This window comes from Klebsiella michiganensis (genome assembly GCF_002925905.1).
GTDB classification, from domain to species: Bacteria; Pseudomonadota; Gammaproteobacteria; order Enterobacterales; family Enterobacteriaceae; genus Klebsiella; species Klebsiella michiganensis.
This window is the reverse complement of the sequence record NZ_PRDB01000002.1, coordinates 485,410-497,797: the sequence shown is the minus strand read 5'-3', so window position 1 is coordinate 497,797 and position 12,388 is coordinate 485,410. Positions and strand designations below refer to the sequence as shown.

At 53.1% G+C, this 12,388-nt stretch carries 13 protein-coding genes; 8 read left to right on the top strand and 5 right to left on the bottom strand.

Annotated elements, in window-relative coordinates; translation table 11 throughout:
• Positions 1-41: 41 nt before the first annotated feature.
• Positions 42-722, top strand: coding sequence for a YecA/YgfB family protein (locus CDA56_RS09455; protein ID WP_014838846.1), 681 nt, complete (start codon positions 42-44; stop codon positions 720-722).
• A gap of 28 nt (positions 723-750) precedes the next feature.
• Here the strand turns inward: CDA56_RS09455 and tyrP are convergent, their stop codons facing one another.
• Positions 751-1,962 (bottom strand): tyrosine transporter TyrP, encoded by a 1,212-nt coding sequence (gene tyrP, locus CDA56_RS09450; protein ID WP_025106109.1) that lies wholly within the window; start codon positions 1,960-1,962, stop codon positions 751-753.
• 194 nt (positions 1,963-2,156) lie between these two features.
• Here tyrP and CDA56_RS09445 point away from each other — a divergent pair, with 194 nt between their 5' ends.
• On the top strand, positions 2,157-2,396 hold the full coding sequence (locus tag CDA56_RS09445) for a YecH family metal-binding protein (RefSeq protein WP_004852186.1): 240 nt from the start codon (positions 2,157-2,159) through the stop codon (positions 2,394-2,396).
• A gap of 42 nt (positions 2,397-2,438) precedes the next feature.
• On the opposite strand, the gene ftnA is transcribed toward CDA56_RS09445, so the two are convergent.
• On the bottom strand, positions 2,439-2,936 hold the full coding sequence (gene ftnA, locus CDA56_RS09440) for a non-heme ferritin (protein ID WP_004852185.1): 498 nt from the start codon (positions 2,934-2,936) through the stop codon (positions 2,439-2,441).
• Between the two features lie 423 nt (positions 2,937-3,359).
• On the opposite strand from ftnA, the gene CDA56_RS09430 reads away from it, so the two are divergent.
• The gene (locus CDA56_RS09430) at positions 3,360-3,998 is read left to right on the top strand and encodes an RpiB/LacA/LacB family sugar-phosphate isomerase (RefSeq protein WP_014229871.1); all 639 of its coding nucleotides are present in this window, start codon (positions 3,360-3,362) and stop codon (positions 3,996-3,998) included.
• Between the two features lie 52 nt (positions 3,999-4,050).
• Here the strand turns inward: CDA56_RS09430 and CDA56_RS09425 are convergent, their stop codons facing one another.
• Positions 4,051-5,472 (bottom strand): MFS transporter, encoded by a 1,422-nt coding sequence (locus tag CDA56_RS09425; protein ID WP_047723520.1) that lies wholly within the window; start codon positions 5,470-5,472, stop codon positions 4,051-4,053.
• A gap of 207 nt (positions 5,473-5,679) precedes the next feature.
• On the opposite strand from CDA56_RS09425, the gene azuC reads away from it, so the two are divergent.
• Entirely contained in the window at positions 5,680-5,763 is an 84-nt protein-coding gene (azuC, locus tag CDA56_RS09420; protein ID WP_014229869.1) for a stress response protein AzuC, read from the top strand.
• Positions 5,764-5,842: 79 nt separating this feature from the next.
• Positions 5,843-6,094: a DUF2766 family protein gene (locus CDA56_RS09415; RefSeq protein WP_014229868.1), complete on the top strand. Its 252-nt coding sequence runs from the start codon at positions 5,843-5,845 to the stop codon at positions 6,092-6,094.
• A gap of 46 nt (positions 6,095-6,140) precedes the next feature.
• Here CDA56_RS09415 and CDA56_RS09410 read toward each other — a convergent pair whose 3' ends face one another.
• Positions 6,141-7,703: an MFS transporter gene (locus CDA56_RS09410; protein ID WP_049082495.1), complete on the bottom strand. Its 1,563-nt coding sequence runs from the start codon at positions 7,701-7,703 to the stop codon at positions 6,141-6,143.
• Between the two features lie 273 nt (positions 7,704-7,976).
• A complete protein-coding gene (locus CDA56_RS09405; protein WP_049079994.1) occupies positions 7,977-8,480 on the bottom strand; it encodes a non-heme ferritin-like protein in 504 nt (167 codons plus the stop codon).
• A 500-nt stretch (positions 8,481-8,980) separates the two neighbouring features.
• Between CDA56_RS09405 and CDA56_RS09400 the strand changes: the two genes are divergently transcribed.
• The 3 genes from CDA56_RS09400 to araG all read left to right on the top strand — a co-directional run bounded on the left by CDA56_RS09400 (position 8,981) and on the right by araG (position 12,384).
• On the top strand, positions 8,981-9,538 hold the full coding sequence (locus CDA56_RS09400) for a DJ-1/PfpI family protein (protein WP_032693589.1): 558 nt from the start codon (positions 8,981-8,983) through the stop codon (positions 9,536-9,538).
• A gap of 288 nt (positions 9,539-9,826) precedes the next feature.
• Entirely contained in the window at positions 9,827-10,807 is a 981-nt protein-coding gene (locus CDA56_RS09395) for an arabinose ABC transporter substrate-binding protein (protein WP_004852174.1), read from the top strand.
• Positions 10,808-10,869: 62 nt separating this feature from the next.
• Positions 10,870-12,384, top strand: coding sequence for an L-arabinose ABC transporter ATP-binding protein AraG (gene araG, locus CDA56_RS09390; RefSeq protein WP_025106113.1), 1,515 nt, complete (start codon positions 10,870-10,872; stop codon positions 12,382-12,384).
• Positions 12,385-12,388 lie beyond the last annotated feature (4 nt).

The window sequence follows — 12,388 nt, the reverse complement described above, 5'->3', positions numbered from 1 at the left end:
TCTCGCTATTTCCGCTACTGTAAGCGCCATTTTTTACGACGATGAGCCTGTTTATGAAAACTGGACCCCTGAACGAAAGCGAAGTTGAATGGCTGGACGATATCCTGTCGAAATACGCGGTAGAAGGCACCATCATGGACGTTGCCGAGCTTGATGGGCTGCTGACGGCCATTCTCTCCGGGCCGACGGAGATTGAACCCGCGCAGTGGCTGCTTGCTATCTGGGGCGGAGCGGATAACGTGCCGCGCTGGGCCAACGATCGCGAGCGGGATCGTTTTGTGAACCTGACGCTGCAGCAAATGAGCGATATCGCCGAGCGCTTGAGCGATTATCCCGAACAGTTCGAACCGATGTTCGGCAGCCGCGAAGAGGAAGGGCAGGAACTCACGATTGTTGAAGAGTGGTGCTTCGGCTATATGCGCGGGGTGGGGCTGAGCGACTGGTCCGCGTTGCCGGCTGAGCTGCAGGCGGAGCTGGACGTGATTGCCCTGCACGGTACCGAGGAGCGATTTGAGGCGCTTGATGAATTATCCGCGGAAGAGTTTGTCGCCAGCGTTGAGCGAATTCGTCCTGCCGCCCTGGCGCTTTATAACTACTGGACTGAGCACGCGCAGCCGGCGGAAGTTCAGCAGCCCATCCGGAATGAGGCGAAGGTGGGGCGCAACGATCCTTGCCCGTGCGGCAGCGGTAAGAAATATAAGCAGTGCTGTTTAGCCAAATAAAAGAAGGGGCCAATATGGCCCCTTCTTTTTACCCTACCGCGGGCAGCAAGCCTGCGACAATCGCAAACTGGATCGCGACGATGCCGATCCCGCAGAGCAGGACGAGCCACAGCGCCGCTGAGCCTCCCGCGACCCGCCATGCTGCATCAGGATGCTGTTTGCGGCTCTTCATGACCAGCAGCGCAGGCAGCATGAGCGCCAGCACGGCCAGCGCGACGCCCGCATAGCCTAACGCCATCACGAAGCCACGCGGATAAAATAGCGCGAACGCCAGCGGGGGCAAAAAGGTAATCAGGCCGCTCTGTATCCGTCCACCGGCGCTGTTCTGGCGTTGAAACAGATCGGCCAGATAGTCGAATAACCCAAGCGCCACGCCGAGAAATGACGTCGCCAGCGCCAGATCGGCAAACAGATGCACCGCCAGCTCAACGTGCGGTGAGGCGACCACTTCGCGGATAGCTTCCAGCAGCCCGTTAAGCCCGGCATTTTTTGCCAGCAGCGCGGTAAAGACGGGAGAGTCAATGCTGCCGAGCGTCGCCAGCTGCCAGAAAATATAGGCGACCAGGGGAATAAAGCTCCCGATGACAAATACCCGACGCAGCTTGCGAATATCCCCGCCCAGATAGCTCACAATACTGGGTATGCTGCCGTGAAAACCAAACGAAGTAAAAATCACCGGAATCGCTGACAGAGCCAGTCCCTGCTGTAGCGGCAGCGTCAGTAAATTTACCTGGTGAATATGCGGCAGCAGCAGAGCCAGCATAATGGCGAGAAAGATAATTTTTGCGCTGAACAGAAAGCGGTTAAAAAGATCGACCAGCGAGGTTCCGATACACACTACCGTCCCGCCGATCCCGGTAAAAATCAGGACGCCTGCCGCAGGAGGCAGTCGCCAGTCCAGCCACTGGTTGAGGCTGGAGGCCAGCAGCTCGCCGGCGCCGCTAATATAGGCGGCGGTGAGAGCGTACAGCAGAAACAGCATGCAAAACCCGGTAGCCCACTGCCCGTAGCGGCCGAGATAGCGCGCGGCCAGCGACCCCAGTCCCATATCAGCCGGCACGTGCTGATACACTTCCAGCAGCAATAAGGCGGTATAACACATCAGCGCCCACAGCGTTATCAGCAAACCAAACGTTACGCCGAAACCCACGCCCGCCGAGGCCAGCGGCATCGCTAACATCCCTGCGCCGATTGTGGTGCCAGCAACGATTAAAATACTACCCAGAGTGCGGTTCTTCACGCTTTTCTCTATCCATCACGGAATACACAATTAATTATGCCGCGCAGAGTATGTGAAATCAGTGAGTTCGTCAAATGAGGGTTACAGGGAGTGTAATGATAACTTTACGATGCCAGGGGTTTGCGCGAAAGCTGCGCTGGCGCAAGAATCCGCCGCCCTGGCTGGTTTATTCTTCGGCCTTTACGGGAGGGGTTATGCCATCGATTCATGGTCACGAAGTGCTGCAAATGATGATTTCATCAGGCGAGTCTTACACTGTTGCTACGCTGGAAGCGGCGATTATCGACCGTTTTGGGAAAGAGGTTCGATTCCATACCTGCTCGGCGGAAAATCTGAGCGCGGCGGAGCTGGTGGCGTTTTTGCAGAAAAAAGGCAAATTTATTGCCGCTGAGGAAGGATTTAATACGCACGAAAGTAAAATTTGCCGCCATTAATACTCATACGGCAGCGAACGCCGGGCGTCGCTGCCGTAATTATTAATTTTGTGTGTCGAGCGTTGCCAGCTCTTTATCAATAAAGTACAGGCCTTCACCGCTTTTACCGGCAAGGGTCAATTTATCAATAACGGATTTAAACAGTTTCTCTTCTTCGTGCTGCTCAGCAACGTACCACTGCAGGAAATTAAATGTTGGATAATCCTGGCTGGTCATTGCCGCATGGGCCAGTTCGTTAATTTTCTGCGTAATCAGCTGTTCATGTTCGTAGGTGACGCGAAATAGCTCATCCAGGGACGCATATTCGGCGAAAGGTGAGGCGATAGCCGTGATGCAGGGCAGGCTGCCGGTATCGGTCAGATAGTCGAACAGGCGCTGCATATGGGTCATTTCTTCCTGCGCGTGGCGACGCAGAAACGCGGCGGCGCCTTCAAAACTGTGGTAGCTGCACCAGGCGCTCATTTGCTGATAAAGCAGAGAGGAATAAAGTTCGAGATTCATCTGCGCATTCAGCTTGTCGATCATTTCAGTTTTTAGCATCAGGCTGCTCCGGGGAAATAGAATTAAGGATTATTGTGCGCTCACTATAATTTGTTATTAATTTATTTGCAAAAAGTAAATTAATAAAATCATTTATTAATAATGCAAATGGGAATAACACGCATTGGCGATTTAAAAATAATGAGAATGGTTTTAATTTAATATTCCATGCGAAAAATCGTTGCGCCTAATTTAGCGGTGAAAATAGACCCGCCCGGCGGCCGCGGCGGGATTAGCCTGACGCGGGTAAGGGTGGGGGGATGCCGTACCATCCGGGGGCGGAAGTCAAAAGTGTGAGGCGAGATGCAATTTATAAAACAACTTTTCATAAAATTTGAAAGTATGTTCGTAAGGTAGTATTGTTCATAGCAACGCTAACGAACTATCGCGGGAGTGCCCGCAGAGCATTCAGGAGAGTAAAGCATGAAAATCGCACTGATGATGGAAAACAGCCAGGCGAACAAAAACGCCATCATCCTCAATGAGTTAAACGCCGTTGCTGAAGAAAAAGGCTTCCCGGTTTACAACGTCGGTATGAGCGATGAAAACGATCATCATCTGACCTATATTCATCTGGGGATCATGGCCAGTATCCTGCTGAATTCGAAAGCGGTGGACTTTGTGGTGACCGGCTGCGGTACCGGGCAGGGCGCGCTGATGTCGCTGAATATTCACCCTGGCGTGGTATGCGGCTACTGTATCGACCCTGCTGATGCCTTCCTGTTTGCGCAGATCAACAACGGTAACGCGCTTTCTCTGCCGTTTGCAAAGGGTTTTGGCTGGGGCGCAGAGCTGAACGTACGCTTTATCTTTGAAAAAGCTTTTACCGGCCGCAACGGCGAAGGTTATCCGCCGGAGCGTAAAGAGCCTCAGGTGCGTAACGCCGGGATCCTGAACGCGGTTAAAGCGGCGGTGGTTAAGGAAAACTATCTGGATACGCTGCGCGCGATCGATCCGGAGCTGGTGAAAACCGCCGTTTCTGGCCCTCGTTTCCAGCAGTGCTTCTTTGAGAACTGCCAGGATAAAGAGATCGAAGCGTTTGTGCGCCAGATCGTCGGTTAATATCCCGTCATGATGAGATGCTAAAGGCCAGCGCTGCTGGCCTTTTCTTTGGCTACTTCTTTTTGTTCGATACGCTGCTACCCGCCTCTTTGGCCAGATGCAGGCTATCAATCATGCCGACCAGGCAAATCACCGCGATAAAAATAAACGACAGGCGGAAGCTGATGCCCGGCAGGTGAGAAAGCGTAAACCATTCGCTGAACGTTTCCCCAAGACGAATACCTATCGCGCCGAGCGTGATGCCCAGCCCCACGGCCAGCTGTGACGCGGTGCTGAACAGGGTATTGGCGTAGCTCATTTGCGCGGAAGGCACATCGGCAAACGCGAGCGTGCTGATGCCGGTAAACTGGATAGAGCGGAAGACCCCGCCAAGATAGAGAATCACAAAGATCAGCCAAACCGGCGTTTGCGGCGTTAAAAAAGCGCAGGCCAGCAGCGACAAAACGTTTAATGCGCCGTTAATCAGCAGCAGGCGGCGAAAGCCCAGCCAGCGGATCAGCGGCGTTGTGAGGGGCTTGATGGTTAAGTTGCCGACGAACACGGCCAGCACCAGCAGCCCCGAGTGGAAGGGGTCCATACCAAATCCGACCTGGAAAAGCAGCGGCAGCAGAAACGGCACGGCGCTAATGGAGGCGCGGAACAGGGAACCGCCGTACATGGTGACCCGGAAGGTGGGGATCTTGAGCGCATCAAGGCGCACCATCGGCCACCTGGTGCGGCGGAAGTGCCGCAGCGCGAAGAGCATGCAGCCCAGGCCCAACGCCAGCAGCGCCAGCGTCTGCCAGCCCAGAGGCTGGCGATCGCCGAGCAGCTCCATGGCGGCGACCAGGCTAACCATCGCCACCGAGGTGGCAACAAAGCCGGAAAGGTCGAAGGGGCGCTGCTCATCTTCGCGAATATTCGGAATGATACGCAGCGACAGGGCGATAGCGATAAGCCCGAGCGGCACGTTAATAAAGAAGATCCAGTGCCAGCTGGCGTAGCGGGTGATAAATCCGCCCAGCGGTGGGCCAATAATGGGCGCGACCAGCGCCGGCCAGGTCAGGGTGGCAATCGCCTTAATCAACTGGTGCTTCGGCGTGGTACGTAGTACCGCCAGCCGGCCAACGGGCACCATCAGCGCGCCGCCTATCCCCTGAAGAATACGCATCGCGACGAACACATCGACGTTGGTCGACAGCCCGCAAAATACCGACGCCAGGGTAAAAATCGCCAGCGCGAGAGTAAAGATTTTCCGCGCGCCAAAACGATCGGCGATCCAGCCGCTGGCCGGTATCAGAACCGCAAGGGTAATAAGATAAGCGCTAATCCCGATATTGAGGTCGACCGCCGTCACGCCAAAATCTTTCGCCATGTCGGGCAGGGCGGTGGCTATCACCGTGCCGTCGAGAAACTCCATAAAAAAGGCGCCAGCCACCAGTAGCGCAGGTGCTGAAAAAGAACGGTCGTCCCTGGAGGAGGTGTGTGTACTCATTATTGTGTCGCTGCCATAGCAAAGAGAGCGCAGATTGGTCCGGAGCGTTCGGCTATTCACTATCCGGTTCTGCCCATTTTGTTTAAAAATTAAATTATTTTGGTAAAAAATAGGTGATTTAGCGCACGTTTATATTGATTTTTGTGATGTAAGTCATATTATAACCATCAGGGCATTAACACCTGCATAACAAAAATGGAGTCAACCATGAAACTGCGCAAAATCCTGAAGAGCATGTTCGAAAACTACTGCAAAACCTTCAAAGACGTACCGCCTGGCGCTATGTTCTGATAAAAAAACCTGCTGCGGCAGGTTTTTTTATATCCCGGGATTTAGGGTACTATTACGCTCCTGAAAAAAGGAGTGAAAAATGTCTCAACATCTTACCGAGCACGACGAGCTGGTCTCTGACGTGGTTGCCTGCCAGTTAGTTATCAAACAGATCCTTGACGTCATCGACGTCATCGCCCCCGTCGAGGTGCGCGAAAAAATGACCACCCAGCTGAAAGCCATCGATTTTGCCAGCCACCCGGCATCGGCTGACCCGGTGACCCTGCGGGCGGTACAAAAGGCCATCGCGCTGATTGAACTGAAATTCACCCCGCAGGAAGAAGCGCACTAGCGGCGTCAGCCCCGCCATCATTGTGATAGCGGGGCGTTATCACCTGTTAGTGGGAGACGGCGGTTTGAACGGCGCCTTCCTGCGTATCTTTAAACAGCCTGCTGTTGCCCCAGCACTCTTCGTACCGGTGGCCAACTAAATCTTCAACGACAAGGCGAACGTCCGGTGCGATATCGGCGATCTTACCGCCTGCTTTAATACGCGCGACTTCCTGCAGCACTACCAGATGCGCCTTGCGATCGAGTTTCATCTGCTTACTGAACACAATGGCTGCCAGCGCCAGCAGAATCACACCCGCACAAAACACCACCGCAATCGCGGTGACCGCGCTCTCTGGCTGCGTATGTGCTTTCGACTGAAAGCCGTAGAAGCTGAGGATCGCCCCCATGGAAAAGACGATAATCGAGCGCAAAATTTTACCGGAGAAAGTCATGGCTCCCGCATAGATCCCTTCGCGGCGACGGCCGGTATAGATTTCATCGACATCCGCCAAAAAGGTGTAAACGGTCCAGGGAATATAGTACACGCCACCGGTGCCCAGGCCGAAGAGTACGGTAATGCCAAACATCAGGACGGTGGCCAGATGCGCCGGCAGATGGAAGAACCACAGCGAGGTGTAGAGCAGAACGGCAAAGATAACCACGCCCAGTGCCAGAATATACGGCTTACTGAAACCTTTCTTCACGCACAGGCCGATAAACAGGGCCGTTGATACCAGCTGCAGGATGGAGTTCAGACTGTTAAGCCCGGCCACCATCGCCGGATCGTGCTGCAGCACGAATATAACAAAGTAGGTGAAGATCGAGGCAAAAAGCCACTCGGCGCCGAAGCCGCAGAGATACATGCCCAGGTGTTTACGGAATACGCGCAGGTAAAACGTTGAGCGCATATCTTTCGCCAGCATGAGCAGAGTATTGAACAGTCCCTTTTTCTCTCCCTTGCTTATCTCCTCTTCGCGGGGACGCTCCCAGCTGCAGTACCACAGGCAGGAGATGGCCACGACAAGAATGACGCCGTAGGTCAGCCCGGTGAGAAAAAACGGGGTGGCGGATTCTTTACCATAAAGCAGGATGAACTGCCCGGGGATAAATGCCGCGAGAAAGTTGGCCAGTTTGCCGAAAATCGCTTTATAACCGGTAAGCTTTGAACGCAGTGAGAAATCGTCGGTCATTTCGGTCGCCAATGTTTCATAGGGGACCATAATCGAGGTATAAATGATTTCAAAGACGACGTAGGTGCACAGGTAGTACCAAAAGCCGAGGCCTTCTACCCACAGCAGCGGGTAGAACATCATCAGCGGAATGCCAATCAACAAAAAGAAACGGCGACGACCAAAGCGTTTACCCAGCCGCGTTTTGCCAAAGTTATCGGTGAGATAGCCCATCAGCGGGTTACTAATTGCGTCGATAATGCTGGCGACGGAAAAAATAAAGGAGGCTTCGATCAGCGTCAGCCCACAGAAGGTTGTATAAAAATAGAGCAGCCATGCGCCGCTGATCGCCAGTGCGCCGCTTCCCAGTAAATTCCCGCCGCCGTAGGCTAACTGATGGCGTAACAAAATCGGTCTTCCCTGCAGCCCCTGTGGGGCTGAAGCCGTATATCTTGCCATTAAAGTAAACTCCGTGTTTTAAATTTTTGAAACAGTGTTTTTATATTCTCAACCCGTAGTTTTAAACGTGATCCAGATCACCAATACCCTGCTAATTCCTCCGGCGGAGCAGGAATGAGATCTGGTTAAAAGTTTTTAATGCTTTTCTGGAATAAAAACGGCGCCGAAGCGCCGATAAAGAAGGGGGACAGGGAACCTGTGATTAAAGAGAGCGCTGGCCCGAACAGGCGAGTTCTGATGATTTATCGCCGGCGAGCATCCGCCGGCATGGCGTTATACGCGCTGTTGACTGACCAGATCCAGCAGGTGGCTATCGGTTTGTTGTACGCTGGTTCCGGCATTTTTCGCATGACGGATTTCTTCAAGAATGGTCTCCAGCAGCATGCCATCCTGATCCTGCTCTTCAGCAAGCAGCGTCAGAAAACGCAGGGTTGATTCATCGCTTTGCGCCTTCGCCTCTTCCGCCAGGCTGGAAAGTATCGTGCTGCGCTGCTGATAATCTTCCACGGTTTTGCTAAAGAGATCTTCCAGGGACGAACATTCAGTGCCGTAGGTTCCTTCTGCTTTCACAACGGGCCAGGCGCCTGATTTTTTCATAAAATCAAAGACCCGCATCATCTGCGTGATGCTGGCTTGCGCTCGGTTACGGAGAAAAGTGGCGGTACCGTTCAACCGTTGCTGAGTACACCATTCGCTCAAATGCAGATACAAATTTGAGGTATTGAACTCAAGATTCATCTGGTTATTCAGCTTTTGAACCATTCCTGGTACGGCCATACAAATATCCTTATTCACTTTGGAGGGGGCGGGCGTCATATCTTGACGCATCTACATCAGGGTCGCCTTAGAAATTACGGTGCACAGAGAGAGTCCTGAGTAATAGTATTCAGGATTTCTGTACAGCCGTTTGAATTAAATTTCTTATCTCAACAAATATAGAATAGCGCCATATTTGAATTAAGAAAACTCTCAATGAGTGATATTTACATTTCGTTACAACATCCGTATTTATCTTGAAAAGAGGGTCTTTTGTAAGAATAAAGTCTGATTTTTAACGAACGCAAATAAGTTTATTTAGCTGATTTTAAATGTTTTTATTTCCACGCCTCATTAATTGATAGCAGTTCTAATGATTTTGTTGAAATTGAGTTTTAAAAATAATGATTAATAATTCTATTTTGTGATAGCCTGCGAGTGAGAAAATGATGAGGTTAATTTAAAAAGATGCTGCTTTTGTAAACACATTATTGCTAACAGGCTATCTGAAGGAGTCGGAAATGAAAAAAGTTGCGGTGCTGCTGGCACCGGGTTTTGAGGAAGGTGAAGCGATTGTGGTGATTGATATTCTTCGCCGCTTACACCTCGATGTCGAACTGCTCTCCTGCGCCGATTCGCGCGCGGTGGTGAGCTATCACGATATCCCCATGGTGGCGGACAGCACGCTAACAGAGCGCGCCGGGATACTGTACGACGCGGTGGTTCTGCCCGGCGGCCCGCAGGGAAGCGTCAATCTTGCCGCCAGCCGGGACGTCGTGGCGTTTATTTCGGCCCACGATACCGCGGGAAAGCTGATCTGTCCGATCTGTTCGGCGGCGGCGAGAGTGCTCGGCGGCAACGGGCTGCTCAAGGGGCGACGCTACGTCTGTTCGGGAGAGTTATGGCAGCACGTCACGGACGGAGAGTACGTGGACCAGGCGGTAGTGGAGGACGGTAATTTGATTAGCGGTAAAGGCCTGGGACACGTTTTTGACTTTTCATTTACCGTAGCCGCCCGTTTATTGGGGGATGAGGCGCCCGTTCGCAATCATGCGGAGCACATTTATTGTCGCTGGTAATCTCTACAGGGATAACTCTGCTGATGATATAGAGAATATTGCTACGGCCTGCGCTAATTGTCTGACAATTAGCGCTTTTTTTATGTCATTTTTCGCTGTTTATATGCACGCAATTACTGTAATTCCGCGATGTGATTGGGCTCTCGTATGGAGAAATAATTTCCGGTTAATACTATTTAAACAACGGCACTCAGCGTTGAGATTTTTCTAATGCCTTGTTTTTCGTCCGATTAAAAATTTAAGACTTATTATTCCCTACATAAAAGCGAATTAAAGCTGGAGTTTACCATGCACAAATTTACTAAAGCGCTGGCGGCAATCGGTCTTGCCGCGGTTATGTCACAATCAGCTATGGCTGAGACGCTTAAGCTGGGTTTTCTGGTGAAACAGCCTGAAGAGCCATGGTTTCAAACCGAGTGGAAATTTGCCGATAAGGCCGGTAAAGATTTAGGTTTCGATGTCATTAAAATTGCTGTGCCCGACGGCGAGAAAACCCTGAACGCGATAGATAGCCTGGCGGCTAGCGGAGCCAAAGGCTTCGTCATTTGCACCCCGGATCCGAAGCTCGGGGCGGCCATTGTCGCCAAAGCGCGCGGCTATGATATGAAAGTGATTACCGTTGATGACCAGTTCGTCAACGCCAAAGGCAAACCGATGGACAGCGTACCGCTGGTGATGATGGCGGCCAGCGAAATCGGCGCGCGCCAGGGGCAGGAGCTCTATAAAGAGATGCAGAAACGCGGTTGGGACGTGAAGGATACCGCGGTTATGGCCATTACTTCCGACGAGCTGGATACCGCCCGCCGCCGCACTACCGGCTCAATGGACGCTCTGAAAGCCGCCGGTTTCCCGGAGCAACAAATCTATCGCGTGCCAACCAAATCTAACGACATCCCCGGCGCGTTTGACGCCGGTAACTCCATGCTGGTTCAACATCCTAATGTTAAGCACTGGCTGATCGTCGGCATGAACGACAACACCGTGCTGGGCGGCGTGCGCGCCACCGAAGGCCAGGGCTTTAAAGCGCCTGACGTTATCGGGATCGGTATCAACGGCGTCGATGCGGTGAACGAACTTTCTAAAGCGCAGGCCACCGGTTTCTATGGCTCTTTACTGCCAAGCCCGGATATTCACGGCTATAAAACCAGCGAAATGCTTTACAACTGGGTGACAAAAGACGTTGAACCGCCGAAATTCACCGCGGTAACCGACGTGGTGCTGATTACCCGCGACAACTTTAAAGAAGAGCTGGCGAAAAAAGGGCTGTAAGGCCAGTTGACCGGGCCTCTTGCCTTGGCGCGAGAGGCTCTGTACAGAAAAGCGGAGTCGTTATGCAACAGTCTACCCCTTATCTCTCATTCCACGGCATCACCATGACATTCCCGGGCGTTAAAGCGCTGTCCGATATTAGCTTTGGCTGCTATGCCGGACAGGTGCACGCCCTGATGGGAGAAAACGGCGCCGGGAAATCCACGCTGCTGAAAATTCTCAGCGGCAACTACATACCGACCGCCGGCAACCTGCAAATCCGCGGCCAGCAGATGACGTTTACCCACACCACCGAGGCGCTGAACGCCGGGGTGGCCATTATCTATCAGGAGCTGCATCTGATCCCGGAAATGACCGTGGCGGAAAATATCTACCTCGGGCAGCTGCCGCATAAAGGCGGGATTGTGAACCGGTCGCTGCTGAATTATGAAGCCGGCCTGCAGCTGAAGCATCTGGGGCTGGATATCGATCCGGAAACGCCGCTCAAGTATCTCTCTATCGGCCAGTGGCAGATGGTGGAGATCGCCAAGGCGCTGGCGCGTAACGCAAAAATTATCGCCTTTGATGAGCCGACCAGCTCCCTGTCTGCGCGGGAAATCGAAAACCTGTTTCGGGTTATCCGCGAGCTGCGCCAGGAAGGACGGGTCATTATTTACGTTTCCCACCGCATGGAAGAGATCTTCGCGTTAAGCGACGCGATTACGGTATTCAAAGATGGTCGCTACGTGCGCACCTTCGACAATATGCAAGAGGTTAACCACGACGCGCTGGTACAGGCGATGGTGGGGCGCGAGCTGGGCGATATCTACGGCTGGCAGCCGCGTGAATATGGCAAAGAGCGTTTGCGTCTTGAACAGGTGAAGGCGCCAGGCGTGCGGCAGCCCGTCAGCCTTTCGGTGCGCAGTGGAGAAATCGTCGGCCTGTTTGGGCTGGTTGGCGCCGGGCGCAGCGAGCTCATGAAAGGCTTATTCGGCGGCAGCAGAATAACCGGCGGCCAGGTTTATATCGACGGGGAGGCCATTGATATTCGCAAGCCGGCTCAGGCGATTCAGGCCGGGATGATGCTCTGCCCGGAAGACCGCAAAGCGGAGGGGATTATTCCGGTCCACTCGGTGCGCGACAACATCAATATCAGCGCTCGCCGCAAGCATATTCTCGCCGGCTGCGTTATCAACAACGCCTGGGAAGCGCAGAACGCCGACCAGCATATCAAATCGCTGAATATCAAAACGCCCGGCGCCGAGCAGCTGATTATGAACCTCTCCGGCGGCAATCAGCAGAAGGCGATCCTCGGCCGCTGGCTGTCGGAAGAGATGAAAGTCATCCTGCTTGACGAGCCAACGCGCGGTATTGACGTGGGTGCTAAACATGAAATTTACAACGTTATCTACGCATTAGCGGCATCGGGCGTCGCGGTGGTCTTTGCCTCCAGCGATTTACCGGAAGTTCTCGGCGTCGCCGATCGCATTGTTGTGATGCGCGAGGGTGAGATCGCCGGAGAGCTGCTGCATGAACATGCGAATGAACAGCAGGCATTGAGCCTTGCCATGCCAAAAGTGAGCCAGGCTGTCGCCTGAGTAA